We start from the raw sequence: 14,912 nt of genomic DNA on the forward strand, positions 1-14,912 counted from the left end.
TATTCCGTGCAACCTCACAAGCGTTCTTCCGCTTCGCGCGGCCACGCTTATCCGTTACTCATCGATATGGACGCCATCCGCAACAAGCCCCGCTCGACACCGCCCGCACCTGGCGCGAACACATTCACCGGCTTCGTGCGCGTGCGCGGCGCGCGCGAGCACAATCTGAAAAACGTCGACGTGCAGATTCCGCGCGACGCGCTTGTCGTGTTCACCGGCGTGTCCGGCTCGGGCAAATCGTCGCTGGCATTCGGCACGCTGTACGCGGAAGCGCAGCGGCGCTATTTCGAATCGGTTGCGCCGTATGCGAGACGCCTGATCGACCAGGTCGGCGTGCCTGAAGTCGACGCAATCGAAGGCCTGCCGCCCGCGGTCGCCTTGCAGCAGCAACGCGGCACGCCGAGCGCGCGCTCGTCGGTGGGCAGCGTGACAACGCTGTCGAGCCTCGTGCGCATGCTGTATTCGCGCACCGGCGACTATCCGCCGAAGCAACCCATGCTGTTCGCCGAAGATTTCTCGCCGAACACGGTGCAAGGCGCCTGTCCGACTTGCCACGGACTCGGTCGCGTGTATGAGGTCACCGAAAAATCGATGGTGCCCGACGACTCGCTGACCATTCGCGAGCGCGCGATCGCCGCATGGCCGCCCGCATGGCACGGCCAGAATCTGCGCGACATTCTGGTCACGCTCGGCTACGACGTCGATACGCCGTGGCGCGACTTGCCGAAGAAAGACCGCGACTGGATTCTCTTCACGGACGAACAACCGACCGCGCCCGTCTACGCCGGCCTTACGCCGAAGGAAACGCGCGCCGCGCTCAAGCGCAAGGACGAGCCGAGCTATCAGGGCACCTTCACCGGCGCGCGGCGCTACGTGCTGCACACGTTCGCCAACACCCAAAGCGCGCTGATGAAAAAACGCGTCTCGCAGTTCATGATTGGCAGCGTCTGCCCGGCCTGTCATGGCAAGCGGCTCAAGAAAGAAGCGCTCTCGGTGAAGTTCGCCGGGCTCGACATCGGCGAATTTTCGCAGTTGCCGCTCGCCAGACTTACCGCGATGCTCGAACCGATCGCACGCGGCGAATGGCCGGAAACGGCCGACGCGAATTCGGGCAACGGCGCCGGCAAAACCACCGGCAAAGGCGGCGTGCTCAGCAGAAGCGCCATGCGCGATGCCGTCGACAAACGGGTCGCAGCGGGCGGCTCCGCGCACAAAGCCTCGCCCGACGTGCGGCGCACGCCCAACCTGTCCGAGGAAAAGCGCGTCGCCGCGCAACGCATCGCGGCCGAGCTGCTCGAACGGCTGACGACGCTGGTCGATCTGGGCCTGGGTTATCTCGCGCTGGAGCGCAGCACGCCCACGCTGTCGTCCGGCGAATTGCAGCGCCTGCGGCTCGCCACGCAGTTGTCGTCGCAGTTGTTCGGCGTCGTGTACGTGCTCGATGAGCCGTCGGCCGGTCTGCATCCCGCCGACGGCGAAGCGCTCTTCAGCGCGCTGCAAGGACTGAAGGCGGCGGGCAATTCGCTGTTTGTGGTCGAACACGATTTGCAGATGATGCGGCGCGCCGACTGGCTGGTCGACGTCGGTCCCGCGGCGGGCGAAGCCGGCGGCCATGTAGTCTATAGCGGGCCGCCCGCCGGACTCGCGAAGGTGGAGGCGTCGCAAACGCGCCGGCATCTGTTCGCGCCGCCCGCGCCCGTCGACCGCACGCCGCGCGAACCTGCCGGCTGGCTGCGGCTCGCCGGGATCACGCGCAACAACCTGCACGGGCTGGACGCGGCGTTTCCGCTCGGCTGCCTGACCGCGGTCACCGGCGTATCCGGCTCGGGCAAATCGAGCCTCGTGAGTCAGGCGCTGCCCGAGCTGGTGGCAAGCCACCTCGGTCGCGCTTTCGAAAACCCCGACGACGACGAGCAAGACTCGTTGCTCGCCGCCGCGACCGCGCCGACCGGCGGCCATATCGCCGAAGGCATGGATGCCGTGCGGCGGCTCGTGCGCGTCGATCAGAAACCGATCGGCCGCACGCCGCGCTCGAACCTCGCCACGTACACCGGCCTGTTCGACCATGTGCGCAAGCTGTTCGCTGACACGCCGCTCGCCCGTAAGCGCCGCTACGGCGCGGGCCGCTTTTCGTTCAATGTGGCGCAAGGCCGTTGCCCGACTTGCGAAGGCGAGGGTTTTGTCAGCGTCGAACTGCTGTTTCTGCCGAGCGTCTACGCGCCCTGCTCGACGTGTCACGGCACGCGCTACAACCCGCAGACGCTGGAAATCACATGGCGTGATAAAAACATTGCCGAAGTGCTCGGCCTGACCGTCGACGCCGCCTGCGAATTCTTCGCCGACGAGGCCAGCGTGATGCGCGCGTTGAAAGTGCTCCGCGACATCGGCCTCGGTTATCTGCGGCTCGGCCAGCCGGCCACCGAATTGTCCGGCGGCGAAGCCCAGCGCATCAAACTCGCCACCGAACTGCAGCGCGCGCAACGCGGCGAGACGCTGTATATCCTCGACGAACCGACCACCGGCCTGCATCCCGCCGACGTCGACCGGCTCATGGTGCAACTCCAGGGACTCGTGGATGCCGGCAATACGGTGGTGGTCGTCGAGCACGACATGCGGGTGGCCGCGCAAAGCGACTGGGTCATCGACGTCGGCCCCGGCGCCGGAGACGCCGGCGGCAACATCGTCGCGAGCGGGACACCGGCCCACGTCGCGCGTGCGAAGGAAAGCCGCACCGCCGGGTATCTGCGGCAACAGCTCGTAGCGTGATCGCGAAGGAAGAAAGCGCGGATGCACGGACAGGTCGAGCTACTGACAAATCAGCAACCTACTCCGCGCCGATGAAAATCCCGGGCGCCTGCAGCTTGAAAATGACGGCCAACAAAGGCCCACCGTTCGCGTCGCAACGGTGGGCCTTTTTATTCACGCACGAATCAAGAAAAGTGTTTTCCTCGTCAACGAATCGCGCAGACCGATCGTTTACGAAACAATGGGGGCTGAATGCCCAGACTGAAATGGTCGGTAATTAACGAACGTTCGCCCTTTAAGAAGAAAATCCTGCCGATGCGGCACCGCACAAAATCCACGCAGATTGACTGATAATAAGTCAATAAAGCGGGTGGTGTGCAAGCGCAGAGGGCGACGTGCTGAATGACCCGCAGAACAAGGCTCGGAACGGCACGGAAGAAATATGGGACTGCCTTGACTCGCGAAAAGCGCAAACAGGCAACCGATAAATTCTATTCAAACATTCCGTTCCATTGTTGGCCTGTGCCGTTAAAGCAACAAACAACCTGTGACCCACATCAGGCTCTGGTGTAAAACGGGGACCGAGGCAGATAATCGGTTTGTAAAGGAGAAAGATCATGGATGCCAAACCACCGAAAGTTCCGACCCCGGATAAAGTCTTTTGCCCGGATCCGGAACCCGCTGGCGTCGAGTTTCTGGGTGCCGAACTGCCTGAGCATGTTCGTGCCTTTTTCGACGAACAACGCAAGTCGTGCGATTCGAAGTAACTGTGCAGTTGCGCGATGCAGCATCGGCGCCCGCGCGTCCGGCGCGCGGCGCATGTTGGCACACGCCCCGATTTTCGTGTTCAAACCGATTTGTGATACGAGGTGAATCGGTCTGAATTGCACAACGCCTGGCCGTGCGGCCGGCGTATGTTTCTGCGCGCCTCAAGAAGAAGCCCGCGTGGAAGTTTTCCCGCGCACCGTTCGCTTCCCGTGAAAACGAAGATGCTGCATGCTCAGCGCATCGTCTATTCTTCTGGTTTTTCTTCCGCGGCTGCCCGGCCACTGCCACCTCCATGAATCGTTCGTACCGCTTCGGCGCGTCATGCGCGCTCGCGCTCTTCGCTACCCTCGTTTTCACGCCAGTTCCCGCTGTTGCGGATGGTGACGACACCGCCCTCACCAATCTGATCGCGCTGACTTCGCAGCGTCTCGCGCTCGCGGAACCGGTGGCACGCTGGAAGTGGGCCAACCATCAGGACATCACCGACACGCCGCGCGAGAACGCCCTCCTCGCCGATGTCGAAAAGCGCGCCGCTGCGGCGAACGTCGACCCGGCATTCGCCCGCGCCTTCTTCCAGGATCAGATCGATGCGAGCAAGGACGTGCAAAACGCGCTGTTCGCCACCTGGCGCAGCACGCAGGCGCCGCAAGGACCCGCGCCCGATCTTGCGACCAGCACGAGACCGCAGCTGGACCGGTTGACGCAATCGCTGGTGGCCGGCCTCGCACGCGTGCAGCCGCTGCGTGCCGCGCCGGATTGTCCGTCGCGCGTCGCGCAATCGCTTGCAAGCTGGAAATCGCTGACCCGATACGATTCGCTTCGTTCGAGCGCGCTGACACGCGCGCTTGGGCACGTGTGCGAAACGGGTGGCGTGGGTGCGACCGGCTGATTGGGCCGGCAACAAGCGCTGAGCGTGCGCGGCAGTCGGCCCGAAGGCTGAATGCGCGCGTTGACCTGCGTTGGGCGGCGAGTTATCGGGCAGGAATAGCGGCTGGAAACAGAGGCGGGCCGCAGAAAGGCCAAAAACAAAGCCGCCAAATGCCAAGCAGTCGGACTTCGTCAAGCGACCTTCGCCACGGGCGTTCCGCTCGACACGTTCAACGGCATCACCCGCAGGCCGCGGGCAAGATGGCTCTGCAAAATGCGATACGTCGACAGTTCGAATGCTCCCGCAACACTCGACGCATGCAACCCGGCAGCCTCAGCGAGCGACGCCGCATGGCCCACGTAGCGCCAGCGGTCGACGACATGAAACGCGCGGGCCTGCGAGGCCTCCTCGCGCTCCTCGAATACGATCGGCCCCTCGAACGGCCAGGGCGCGTCCGCCGGATCGCTCTTCGCGACACGCGGCACCCGGTTGTGGCCGGGGCGCAGCGCCGCGATCCACTGTGCCTCCGCGAGCATCGCGCCCAATTCGCCGCCGGTGGCCCGCCACTCGACGCGCCGCACCTGTTGCGCAAGCCGGATATCTTTGGCCGAGCGCCGCTCGCCGGTCAGATGTGAACGCAGTCGCTGACGCACGCGCACGCTTCGCCCGACATACAGAGGCAAGTCCTGCTCTCCATAGAACGCATACACGCCACAGCCCGCGGGCGCGGTGTCGAGCAGATCTTCCGTGATGTCACCGGCAAGCCGGTACCGCCGCGTGGTGCGCTCGATCTGCGCGCGCAGGACGTCGAGCGGCACGAGGCCGTGTAGACGCTGCCAGAACTGCCAGATCAGGTCGGCGTCGGCGAGCGCGCGGTGACGATCGGACGGCACGAGCGTATGACGTTCGACCAAAGCGTCGAGACCGTGGCGTTTTTCCGCCGGGAACAGCGCGCGCGACAAACGCACCGTGCACAACACGTCGGGATCGAACGCCAGTCCCGCCCGGCGAAACTCGCCGCGCAGAAAGCCGCGATCGAAACTGGCGTTATGCGCCACGAACAGTTTGCCGTTCAGACGCTCGAAAAGAGCGGGGGCGATGGCCTCGAAAGTCGGCGCGCCCCGCACCATCGCATTCGTGATACCGGTGAGTTGCTGGATGAAGGAGGGAATGGGCTGCTGAGGGTCGACCAGACTGCTCCAGCGCGACACGCCGGCCGGTCCGACTTCGACCACCCCGACCTCGGTGATGCGATGCTCGGCAGTCGAGCCGCCGGTCGTTTCAAGGTCGACGAAAACAATCGGACCATCCAGGGCCGGTTCGGACAAAAACTGTTCAGACATGGAAAAGAATACTTTGGACGCGTGGCTTTGCGGCAAGTATGCACCAGTTGCCCGTGGTGCACTCGAACAGCCTGCATTACGGCAGCCTCACCAGGGCGCAACAGCCCCGTTTTCGCGCGGGCAAACGGCATGCTTAAAACCACGAATCGTTATGTTTCGCCGCGGCCGGCGACATCTCAAGGCTGCATGGTTTTAGCGAATGTTTGCATCCATTCAAATCATTCCGAACCAGATAGTTAAATCAATTTTCCGCAGTCGAATAACAACTGGCATAAAAAAGCCCTCGCGTTTTGCGAAGGCTTTCGCGCGTTCCGCTGCCCGGCCCAGCACATCGCAGCATCGACTGACTATTACAGCGGCTGGATGTTTGCCGCCTGCTTGCCCTTCGGGCCCGCCTTGACGTCGAACGAGACGCGCTGGTTTTCCTTCAGCGATTTGAAGCCGTCGGCGCGAATCTCCGAAAAGTGCGCGAACAGATCTTCGCCGCCCGAATCCGATGTAATGAAGCCAAAGCCTTTAGCATCGTTGAACCATTTGACGATACCAGTTTCCATTTTTCCAGTTTCCCTCAATGAATTATCAAAATCGGGCATTGCCCTCGAACCGGATATCACCAGTCTACGCAGCGGGATCTGCGAGGTGACATCTGGAATTGCCGTTATACGGGGAACGAAGAAATGGCGTCAAGTGAATTCTGGATATGCGTTTAGCGCGTGAACCGATATAGCCGCTAAAGGATTCTCAATGCATTATTCAGCGTCAGCCGAATAAGCAGCAAGTCAATATTACTTCCCTATTTGCGAAATAATGCGAGCGAGCGGGAAAAATTTCAGCAGATTGCGGAGAATGTAACAAAAGATGTTTTCAGTAAGTGTTTGTCCGACTTGCTGCATCGCATCCATGCCGCGATGATTGGAATCAGTAGTTGGTAGTAACGCTTCAGGAGATTGCCATGCTGTTCAATGAAATCCGCCGTCTCGTCGCCTGGCTGACTCACCCGCGTACTGATACGGCTTCCGCCCCACCCGCGGCGCCCGCCGAAACGCCCTCCGCATTCGAATTCGATCCCATGTGGCATGGGGATCACTGGCAGAACCTGCTGTCGTGTCCGATGGACGCGCGCCGCTACGTGATGGAAGACTGGAGCGTCTCCGTCACGGAGAACTGGAACGAAGCGGACGGTGCGGCACCCGCGCACTGACCGTATTCGCCAATTACCGGCCGGCAGACGAAAAAAAAGCGCGACCGGAAAGTCGCGCCGACAAAGGTTTGGAGATCTTTTCCGTCAACGAAAAAGTCTGCTTCGGAAAGCAGAACTTTCAGTATAGCGGCTCTGCTCATTTCGATTATTCACACAAATAACAATCATCTATTGCAGTAACAACAACAATCCTCTATTACGTTTTATTGCGTTGTTTTTTTGCATCGATTAGTGTCGCAAATCAGCAACGCAAGATCACCACTGCACCTTTCCAATCTCCGCAAAACTGCCGAAAGCCTTTGTTTATAGGGCTTAAGCGGCATTCGCATATCGTTTCCGAACGCGTAATACTTTATTGCGGAAATCGGAACCTCCACTTTGCGGAGTGTCTCTCTACACTCTGCCTAACCGGAAACCGGCGCGGTTTGTTCAGCGCGCTTCTCACTCGGATTACGCCTCTCGCAGCGCCCCGCGTGAAGGTCTCCTAAGCCTGGGTTTAATGCCCACTCTCGCTCTCGGAGTTACAAGATGAAAAAGACACTCATGGTCGCGGCCCTTACGGGCGTTTTTGCAACGGCGGCACATGCCCAAAGCAGCGTCACGCTGTACGGCTTGATCGACGCCGGCATCACCTATACGAACAACCAGCACGGTCATAGCAACTGGCAGGAAACGAGCGGCTCGGTGAACGGCAGCCGCTGGGGCCTGCGCGGTTCTGAAGATCTGGGCGGCGGACTGAAGGCCATCTTCACGTTGGAAAACGGCTTCGGCATCAATGACGGCACGCTCAAGCAAGGCGGCCGCGAATTCGGCCGTCAAGCCTTCGTGGGCCTGACGAGCGACCAGTTCGGCGCCGTCACCCTTGGCCGTCAATACGACAGCATGGTCGACTATGTCGGCCCGCTGGCCCTGACCGGCACGCAATACGGCGGCACGCAGTTCGCGCACCCGTTCGACAATGACAACCTGAACAACTCGTTCCGCGTCAACAACTCGGTCAAGTACCAGAGCGTGAACTACGGCGGCTTCAAGTTCGGTGCGTTGTATGGCTTCTCGAACCAGGCCGACGGCTTCGCGAACAACCGCGCATACAGCGCGGGCGCGTCGTACAACTGGGGCGGCCTGAACCTCGCCGCCGCTTACCTGCAACTGAACAGCAACGGCGCGAGCGGCGCGGCGGCGGCGTTCAATTCGGGCGGCGCGGTGTCGAGCGACAACACGTTCTTTGCCGGCCGTCAGCAAACGTGGGGCGCCGGTGCAAACTACGCGTTCGGCCCGGCAACGGTTGGCCTCGTGTACTCGCAAACGAACCTGTCGAGCCTGGCCGGTATCGGCGCGGGTGCATCCGGTCAAACCGGCGGTATCGGCTTCGCCAACAACAGCGCTCACTTCCAGAACTTCGAAGCGAACGCCCGCTATGCGCTCACGCCGGCGGTCAGCATTGCCGGTTCGTACACCTACACCCGTGCAAGCCTGGCTGGCACGCGTCCGCACTGGAACCAGTTCAACCTGCAAACCGCATACGCGCTGTCCAAGCGTACCGATGTGTATCTGCAAGGCGAGTATCAGCAAGTCAACGACAACGCCGTCGTGGATGCCGATATCAACGGTCTGGCCGCTTCGGGCAACAACAAGCAGGTCGCTGTGACCGCAGGTCTGCGTCACCGCTTCTAAAGCTGCCTGACGTAACCGCAGTCTCGAAGGCGCCGTTCGCGGCGCCTTTTTTTATGCCGCGTCGCCCGAGGTGTCGAGCAGGAACAGGATGGACTGCTTATTTGATGACGGCCTAACTGCCGGCTTCAGGCGACGGATATTTGACATCCAGTATGTCGATCGGCTGCGGGCCGGCGGGGGTGTACAACGTGACCGTATCGCCGATTTTCGCCTTGAGCAGCGCACGCGCAATCGGCGAAATCCAGCTCACGTGCGCGATATCCAGATCGACCTCGTCGATGCCGACAATCGTCACGGTATGCACCTCGCCGTCTTCGGTCGCGTACTCGACGGTTGCGCCGAAGAAAACCTGATCGACGTTCTCCTGCTTGCTGCTGTCGACGATTTCAGCGAGATCGAGGCGTTTGGTGAGAAAGCGGATGCGCCGATCGATCTCGCGCAAGCGGCGCTTGCCGTAGATGTAATCGCCATTTTCAGAGCGATCGCCATTGGAAGCGGCCCACGACACCAGCCTGACCACTTCCGGCCGCTCCACGTCGATCAGATGCAGCAGTTCGTCGCGCATACGCCGGTAGCCGGCGGGCGTGATGTAGTTTTTCGTGCCAGCGGGAATGTCCGGCTGGGCGACGTCGAGGTCGTCGTCGTTCTCTTCGCTCGACTCTTTGACAAAGGCCTTGTTCATGATGATCCGGTAACTGCAGCAAGCGACTGCCTATCAAGGGTACACGATCACGACTATGGGACAAATCGCACCTACGCGCTTCCTTTTTTCAAAACCTTTGCTATAATCTCGTTTCTGCGTGCGGCTGTAGCTCAGTTGGATAGAGTACTTGGCTACGAACCAAGGGGTCGTGGGTTCGAATCCTGCCAGCCGCACCACTTATTCGAGGGCCTCCTCCGGGGAGGCCCTCACGTTTTGCCCCAGTTTCACTGCAGTGTGTATCACCCGTTTAGCGTGCGGCTGTAGCTCAGTTGGATAGAGTACTTGGCTACGAACCAAGGGGTCGTGGGTTCGAATCCTGCCAGCCGCACCACCTATGAAGGGCCTTCCGATCGGAAGGCCCTTTGTTTTTATCCCGTGCGTTTTTTGTGCCGCGCGTTTTTGTCCGGCCCTTCCTGCCTCACAGCACCTCGCCTGAAGGCCGGGCGCCGGCACAAACTGTCAACGTGGCGGCGACTGAATATCTCCGATCTGCCCGTCCGGGCTGGGAATATCTCCGAACGAATTTACCGCTGCCTGATCGCCGGCAATCTCCCGCTCGCCGATCGGTTGCGCCCGGTCGCCCGTCAGCGCCTGCGCTTCATGCAGCACGTCGTCCACGGTATCGCCAAAGCGGCTTTCGACGAACGCCCGCAGCAGCGCGACCCGCAAGGAATCGCCCCGCCCTTCCACGGTTCGGTGCCCGCCTTCGAACTCCGCGATGCAGTGCGCCGAACCCTGGTGAGTGCGCTCGCGCACTTCCAACCGCTGCGCGCGTTCCAGCACCGCTGCCGCGGCCTCCCATGACGTGGACGGCGTAAAACGGCCGTCCCACGGACGGCCACGGTCGTTGCCGCGAATCGAGACAGTTTCGCCGCTATCGGTAAAGTGGATTTCGCGCACGAAGTCGTGCAGGCTGCGGGCGACCCAATAATCGAGCGCCAGTCCGGTAAGGTCAGCTACATTCACAAGCGTTCTCCCTGAGTTTCAGTTGAGACTCGCGCGTAGCCGGTGCGTTCAGATTCGGACGAACAGATAAGAAACGCCCCGAGGCTGACTCAGGGCCGCCGCAGCCGATCAGTAGTCCGCCCGCTCGCGGTCGATCCGCATCCCGCCCTCGTGACGGTGATGGCCTTCCTCGCTCGGCCGTTCGCGTGCAATGCGCATGACGTCCGGGTTCGTGCGCACACGGCGCATCACGTTGGCCAGATGGACGCGGTCGCTGACCTGAATCACGAAGCGCAACACCGTGGATTCCTGCGACAGATCTTCGTCCATTGCAATGTGGACGATGTTGGCATCCGCCGACGTAATATCCGCCGCCACGCGCGCAAACACGCCCTTGGTGTTCTTGACCAGCACCTTCACGGCGACGTCGAACAGACGCCCCGGTTGCGGCGCCCAGGCAACGTCGATCCAGCGGCCCGGATCGCGCCGGTGGATACGCTGCGCGACGCGGCAATCCGTGGTGTGAATGGCCATGCCGAGGCCGATGCCGATATAGCCCATGATGTCGTCGCCCGGAATCGGACGGCAGCATGCGGACAGTTGCACCGACATGCCCTCCGTACCGGTGATGACCACCGGCGGCGCATGCGGCGCGTTGCTGTCGGAGCGCGAGCCGTCGTCGTCGGCGTCGCGGCCGCTCATCAGCACTTCGATGCGCTTGGCCATGACCGCCGCGACACGCCGGCCAAGGCCGATGTCCGCGAAAATTTCCTGGCGGTTCTTGTTGCCCGTCCACTGCACGAGCTTTTCCCACGCTTCCGGCGTGACGTCCGAGAGCGCCAGCCCATAACCCTTCAGCGCCTGATCGACCAGACGCTCACCAAGCTGAACGGACTCGTTCAGGCGCATGGTCTTCAGATAATGGCGGATCGCCGACCGCGCCTTGCCGGTGCGCACGAATCCGAGCCACGCTGGATTCGGCTTCGAATACGGCGCCGTGATGACTTCGACGATATCGCCGCTCTTCAGCTCGGTGCGCAGCGGCAGCAGTTCATTGTTTATCTTCACCGCGACACACTGGTTGCCCAGGTCGCTGTGGATCGAATACGCGAAGTCGAGCGCCGTGGCGCCGCGCGGCAGCGCCATGATCTTCGACTTCGGCGTGAACACGTACACCGCGTCCGGGAACAGATCGATCTTGACGTGCTCGAGGAATTCGCTCGAATCGCCTGCTTCGCTCTGAATGTCGAGCAGCGACTTCAGCCATTGGTGCGCGCGCTTCTGCACGTCGTTCAGATCGGCGCCGCCGTTCTTGTACAGCCAGTGCGCGGCCACGCCCGCTTCGGCGATTTCGTGCATCTTGCGCGTGCGCACCTGAAACTCGATCGGCGCGCCGAACGGGCCGACCAGCGTGGTGTGCAGCGACTGGTAGCCGTTCACCTTCGGGATGGCGATGTAATCCTTGAACTTGCCCGGCACCGGCTTGTACAACGCATGCAGCGCGCCGATGCAGGTGTAGCACTCCAGCGCGCTTTCCACCACGACGCGAAAGCCATACACGTCGAGCACCTGCGAGAACGACAACTGCTTGTCGCGCATCTTCTTGTAGATGCTGAAGATGGTTTTTTCGCGGCCGGTGACTTCGGCGTCGAGCTTCGCGTCGGCAATCGCGCGCTGCACCGACTCGAGAATCTTGCCGACCACTTCGCGCCGGTTGCCGCGCGCCGCCTTGACGGCTTTTTCGAGCGTGGCGTACCGGTGCGGATTGAAGTTCGCGAAGCTCAGGTCCTGCAACTCGCGATACGTATTGTTCAGGCCCAGCCGGTGAGCGATCGGCGCATAGATATCCAGCGTTTCGCGCGCCACGCGGCGGCGTTTTTCGGCCGGCACGGCACCCAGCGTGCGCATGTTGTGCAGCCGGTCGGCGAGCTTCACCAGAATCACGCGGACGTCGCGCGCCATTGCGAGCAGCATCTTGCGGAAGTTTTCCGCCTGCGCTTCCTCGCGATTGCGAAACTCCATCTTGTCGAGCTTGGACAAGCCGTCGACCAGTTCCGCGACCTTCGCGCCGAAACGCTCGGCGAGTTCGGCCTTGGTCACGCCCTGGTCTTCCATCACGTCATGCAGCAGCGCCGCCATGATCGACTGGGCGTCGAGATTCCAGCCGGCGCAGATTTCCGCGACGGCAACCGGATGCGTGATGTAAGGCTCGCCGCTCTGGCGGTACTGGCCGAGGTGGGCTTCGTCGCTGAAATGGAAGGCCGCCTTGACTTCCTTGATCTCTTCCGGCTGCAGATAGCCGGATAAGGCGGAGGTCAGCTTGGCAATGGAGACTACGTCATGCCGGCGCGGTTGCTCCGGCGTGGCGGTGGGGCCGAACAGATGGCGAAACGACTGTTCGAGGACCGCGTCGATGTACTTGCGTGCAGACGAGGGCGAGTCGGCGTCGTGTTCCACTTCCGTGGCGGTGGGCGGGGTCGTGCTCATGTTCGCCTCCGTATCGGTTAGGGTTGGACGCCGGTCTGCACGTTGATCAATTACAGGTGTGGCAAATGCGCAATCGAAAACGGAACAGTGCGCCTTAAACAGGCACCTTCTTCAGCATTTCGACGCCGACCTGACCGGCCGCGATCTCGCGCAGCGCGACGACCGTGGGCTTGTCGCGGCTTTCGATCTTCGGCGTGTGGCCTTGCGCGAGCTGACGCGCGCGATAGGTTGCGGCAAGCGCGAGTTCGAAACGGTTCGGGATCTGTTTGAGGCAGTCTTCGACGGTAATGCGGGCCATGTTGGGTTCCTTCTCAGTATGTTGCTTATTCTACCTTATGTGCTCGATACACCGCCGCGCTTACGCGTGTGGCAGATGAATGCCGAGTTGCACGAAAAGCTGCGTGTGGCGCGCGTATTGCGAGGCGAAGCGCGAACGCGTCGCCGCCACCAGGCATTGCAGTTCGCTGAGCGCGCGATCGAAGTTCTCGTTGATCACCACGTACTCCGCTTCCGCCGCGTGCGCCATCTCGCTGCCGGCCGCGAGCAGCCGGCGTGTGATCACGTTCGGCTCGTCCTGGCCGCGCTTCTTCAGACGCTCTTCGAGCGCTTCGAGCGACGGCGGCAAAATGAAGATTTCGACCGCGTTGTGAAACTGCTTTTTCACCTGCTGCGCACCCTGCCAGTCGATTTCGAGCAGCACGTCATGGCCGCTTTTCATCTGGTCCTCGATCCACACGCGCGAGGTGCCGTAGTAGTTGCCGTGCACTTCCGCGCTTTCCAGAAACTCGCCGGCATCGTGACGCTTCATGAAATCGTCGACGGTGGTGAAGTGGTAGTGCTCGCCGTCCAGCTCCTTCGGACGCGGCGGGCGCGTCGTGTACGAAATCGACAGACGGATCGCGTCGTCGCCGGCGAGCAGCGCGTTCACGAGCGTCGACTTGCCCGCGCCCGAAGGCGCGACGACCATGAACAGGTTGCCGGGGTAAGCACCGGCGTACGGATTGCGCGGCGTTTCGCGTGTGTGGTGGTCGGTCATTTTTGTGGTGCTCCAGCCTTATTCCAGATTCTGTACCTGTTCGCGCATCTGTTCGATGAGCAGCTTCAGGGTCATCGACGAATCCGCCAGTTCCTTCGCGGCCGCCTTCGAACCAAGCGTGTTCGCTTCGCGATTGAGCTCCTGCATCATGAAGTCGAGGCGCTTGCCGACCTTGCCGCCCTTCTGGATCACGTGACGCGTTTCGTTCAGGTGTGCCGTGAGGCGCGACAGTTCTTCGGCGATGTCGATACGGATGCCGTACATCGTCACTTCCTGGCGAATCCGTTCATTGATTTCTTCGCGCGAGACGCTCGTCGCCGCCGTATCCGGCGCGGCGATACCGAGCGCTTCCTGCAAGCGCTCGACAATCTTCTGCTGGTGCTTGGCGATCAGTTCCGGCACGAGCGGCGTGATCTTCGTGACGATCGCTTCCATTTCGGTGACGTTGGCGAGCAGCATGGTCGCCAGTTGCGCACCTTCGCGGGCGCGCACGTCGATCAGGTCCGTAATGGCCTGCTTGCCGCACGCGAGCACGGCGTCGCGCAGCACTTCGGGCGCCACGCCGCTTTCCGCAAGAATGCCGGGCCAGCGCAGAATTTCGCCGGTACGCAGCCGCCCCGCTTCCGGAAACGTGGAGAGCACCGTGCGTTCGAGCAGCGCGAGTTGCGCCAGTGCTTCGCGATTGATCGAGCCCGCGTTGGCGGACTGCTCGCTGCGTTGCAGATTGATACGGATATCGACCTTGCCGCGCGACAGCTTGTTCATCAACATTTCGCGCAGCGTGGGTTCGCTCACGCGCACGTCTTCCGGCATGCGGAAGTTCAGATCGAGAAAGCGCGAGTTCACCGTGCGCAGTTCGACCGATACGCTCACGCCGCCTGTGCCTGAGGCCCCGACGAGTTCGCGCGTGGCGCTCGCATAGCCAGTCATGCTGTAGATCATCGTATTTCTCGCGATTGTGGCCATGCGTTCGACGATGGCCGGAGAGTCGAATCGCCCGGCGTGTACGAGACGCGGGGCGGGGAAACGGCATTATCCCATTTTTGGCGACGGCCCCCTCGGAGAGCCAAGGTAGATGCGGGCAGCCGCCGTGCCCGATCGGCTGTAAAATCGCGCTTTCCCTCCCGCTTTTTTCCTGACCG

Annotated in this window: 13 protein-coding genes and 2 tRNA genes; 7 read left to right on the top strand and 8 right to left on the bottom strand. The window is 61.7% G+C overall.

Features of this window, described 5'->3' with window-relative positions; genetic code table 11:
* Nucleotides 1-66 precede the first annotated feature (66 nt).
* The 3 genes from BXE_RS17360 to BXE_RS17370 all read left to right on the top strand — a co-directional run bounded on the left by BXE_RS17360 (nucleotide 67) and on the right by BXE_RS17370 (nucleotide 4,402).
* A complete protein-coding gene (locus BXE_RS17360) occupies nucleotides 67-2,766 on the top strand; it encodes an excinuclease ABC subunit UvrA (RefSeq protein ID WP_011489537.1) in 2,700 nt (899 codons plus the stop codon).
* A 596-nt stretch (nucleotides 2,767-3,362) separates the two neighbouring features.
* Nucleotides 3,363-3,512 carry a hypothetical protein gene (locus BXE_RS46580; RefSeq protein WP_007180815.1) on the top strand — a complete coding sequence of 50 codons (150 nt, stop codon included), beginning with the start codon at nucleotides 3,363-3,365 and terminating at the stop codon, nucleotides 3,510-3,512.
* 293 nt (nucleotides 3,513-3,805) lie between these two features.
* Entirely contained in the window at nucleotides 3,806-4,402 is a 597-nt protein-coding gene (locus tag BXE_RS17370) for a chorismate mutase (protein ID WP_011489540.1), read from the top strand.
* 170 nt (nucleotides 4,403-4,572) lie between these two features.
* Here the strand turns inward: BXE_RS17370 and BXE_RS17375 are convergent, their stop codons facing one another.
* Both BXE_RS17375 and BXE_RS17380 read right to left on the bottom strand, forming a co-directional pair.
* On the bottom strand, nucleotides 4,573-5,724 hold the full coding sequence (locus tag BXE_RS17375) for an exonuclease domain-containing protein (protein ID WP_038457441.1): 1,152 nt from the start codon (nucleotides 5,722-5,724) through the stop codon (nucleotides 4,573-4,575).
* Nucleotides 5,725-6,074: 350 nt separating this feature from the next.
* A complete protein-coding gene (locus BXE_RS17380; RefSeq protein WP_007180812.1) occupies nucleotides 6,075-6,278 on the bottom strand; it encodes a cold-shock protein in 204 nt (67 codons plus the stop codon).
* A 398-nt stretch (nucleotides 6,279-6,676) separates the two neighbouring features.
* On the opposite strand from BXE_RS17380, the gene BXE_RS17385 reads away from it, so the two are divergent.
* Nucleotides 6,677-6,925 carry a hypothetical protein gene (locus BXE_RS17385; protein WP_011489542.1) on the top strand — a complete coding sequence of 83 codons (249 nt, stop codon included), beginning with the start codon at nucleotides 6,677-6,679 and terminating at the stop codon, nucleotides 6,923-6,925.
* Nucleotides 6,926-7,453: 528 nt separating this feature from the next.
* Nucleotides 7,454-8,599 (top strand): porin, encoded by a 1,146-nt coding sequence (locus BXE_RS17390; protein WP_011489544.1) that lies wholly within the window; start codon nucleotides 7,454-7,456, stop codon nucleotides 8,597-8,599.
* A gap of 112 nt (nucleotides 8,600-8,711) precedes the next feature.
* Here BXE_RS17390 and greB read toward each other — a convergent pair whose 3' ends face one another.
* Nucleotides 8,712-9,281, bottom strand: a complete 570-nt coding sequence (greB, locus tag BXE_RS17395) for a transcription elongation factor GreB (protein ID WP_011489545.1) — start codon at nucleotides 9,279-9,281, stop codon at nucleotides 8,712-8,714.
* Between the two features lie 120 nt (nucleotides 9,282-9,401).
* Here greB and BXE_RS17400 point away from each other — a divergent pair.
* Both BXE_RS17400 and BXE_RS17405 read left to right on the top strand, forming a co-directional pair.
* Nucleotides 9,402-9,478, top strand: a tRNA-Arg gene (locus BXE_RS17400).
* A gap of 78 nt (nucleotides 9,479-9,556) precedes the next feature.
* A tRNA-Arg gene (locus BXE_RS17405) sits at nucleotides 9,557-9,633 on the top strand.
* Nucleotides 9,634-9,761: 128 nt separating this feature from the next.
* Here BXE_RS17405 and BXE_RS17410 read toward each other — a convergent pair.
* The 5 genes from BXE_RS17410 to BXE_RS17430 all read right to left on the bottom strand — a co-directional run bounded on the left by BXE_RS17410 (nucleotide 9,762) and on the right by BXE_RS17430 (nucleotide 14,712).
* Nucleotides 9,762-10,268, bottom strand: coding sequence for a phage protein NinX family protein (locus BXE_RS17410; protein WP_011489546.1), 507 nt, complete (start codon nucleotides 10,266-10,268; stop codon nucleotides 9,762-9,764).
* 108 nt (nucleotides 10,269-10,376) lie between these two features.
* Complete coding sequence (locus BXE_RS17415) at nucleotides 10,377-12,734, bottom strand: RelA/SpoT family protein (protein ID WP_007180807.1); 2,358 nt, start codon at nucleotides 12,732-12,734, stop codon at nucleotides 10,377-10,379.
* Between the two features lie 94 nt (nucleotides 12,735-12,828).
* Nucleotides 12,829-13,032 carry a DNA-directed RNA polymerase subunit omega gene (gene rpoZ / locus BXE_RS17420; protein ID WP_006025620.1) on the bottom strand — a complete coding sequence of 68 codons (204 nt, stop codon included), beginning with the start codon at nucleotides 13,030-13,032 and terminating at the stop codon, nucleotides 12,829-12,831.
* Nucleotides 13,033-13,092: 60 nt separating this feature from the next.
* Nucleotides 13,093-13,770: a guanylate kinase gene (gmk, locus tag BXE_RS17425; protein WP_011489547.1), complete on the bottom strand. Its 678-nt coding sequence runs from the start codon at nucleotides 13,768-13,770 to the stop codon at nucleotides 13,093-13,095.
* 18 nt (nucleotides 13,771-13,788) lie between these two features.
* Nucleotides 13,789-14,712, bottom strand: coding sequence for a YicC/YloC family endoribonuclease (locus BXE_RS17430; RefSeq protein ID WP_038457434.1), 924 nt, complete (start codon nucleotides 14,710-14,712; stop codon nucleotides 13,789-13,791).
* Nucleotides 14,713-14,912: the final 200 nt, after the last annotated feature.

Origin of the sequence: Paraburkholderia xenovorans LB400, assembly GCF_000013645.1 — a bacterium.
Taxonomy (GTDB): Bacteria; Pseudomonadota; Gammaproteobacteria; order Burkholderiales; family Burkholderiaceae; genus Paraburkholderia; species Paraburkholderia xenovorans.

Excerpts from the sequence above, each read along its gene's own strand:
- BXE_RS17360 (WP_011489537.1), top strand. The coding sequence starts at position 67 with ATGGACGCCATCCGCAACAAGCCCCGCTCGACACCGCCCGCACCTGGC.
- BXE_RS46580 (WP_007180815.1), top strand. The coding sequence starts at position 3,363 with ATGGATGCCAAACCACCGAAAGTTCCGACCCCGGATAAAGTCTTTTGC.
- BXE_RS17370 (WP_011489540.1), top strand. The coding sequence starts at position 3,806 with ATGAATCGTTCGTACCGCTTCGGCGCGTCATGCGCGCTCGCGCTCTTC.
- BXE_RS17375 (WP_038457441.1), bottom strand. The coding sequence starts at position 5,724 with ATGTCTGAACAGTTTTTGTCCGAACCGGCCCTGGATGGTCCGATTGTT.
- BXE_RS17380 (WP_007180812.1), bottom strand. The coding sequence starts at position 6,278 with ATGGAAACTGGTATCGTCAAATGGTTCAACGATGCTAAAGGCTTTGGC.
- BXE_RS17385 (WP_011489542.1), top strand. The coding sequence starts at position 6,677 with ATGCTGTTCAATGAAATCCGCCGTCTCGTCGCCTGGCTGACTCACCCG.
- BXE_RS17390 (WP_011489544.1), top strand. The coding sequence starts at position 7,454 with ATGAAAAAGACACTCATGGTCGCGGCCCTTACGGGCGTTTTTGCAACG.
- greB (WP_011489545.1), bottom strand. The coding sequence starts at position 9,281 with ATGAACAAGGCCTTTGTCAAAGAGTCGAGCGAAGAGAACGACGACGAC.
- BXE_RS17415 (WP_007180807.1), bottom strand. The coding sequence starts at position 12,734 with ATGAGCACGACCCCGCCCACCGCCACGGAAGTGGAACACGACGCCGAC.
- rpoZ (WP_006025620.1), bottom strand. The coding sequence starts at position 13,032 with ATGGCCCGCATTACCGTCGAAGACTGCCTCAAACAGATCCCGAACCGT.
- gmk (WP_011489547.1), bottom strand. The coding sequence starts at position 13,770 with ATGACCGACCACCACACACGCGAAACGCCGCGCAATCCGTACGCCGGT.
- BXE_RS17430 (WP_038457434.1), bottom strand. The coding sequence starts at position 14,712 with ATGATCTACAGCATGACTGGCTATGCGAGCGCCACGCGCGAACTCGTC.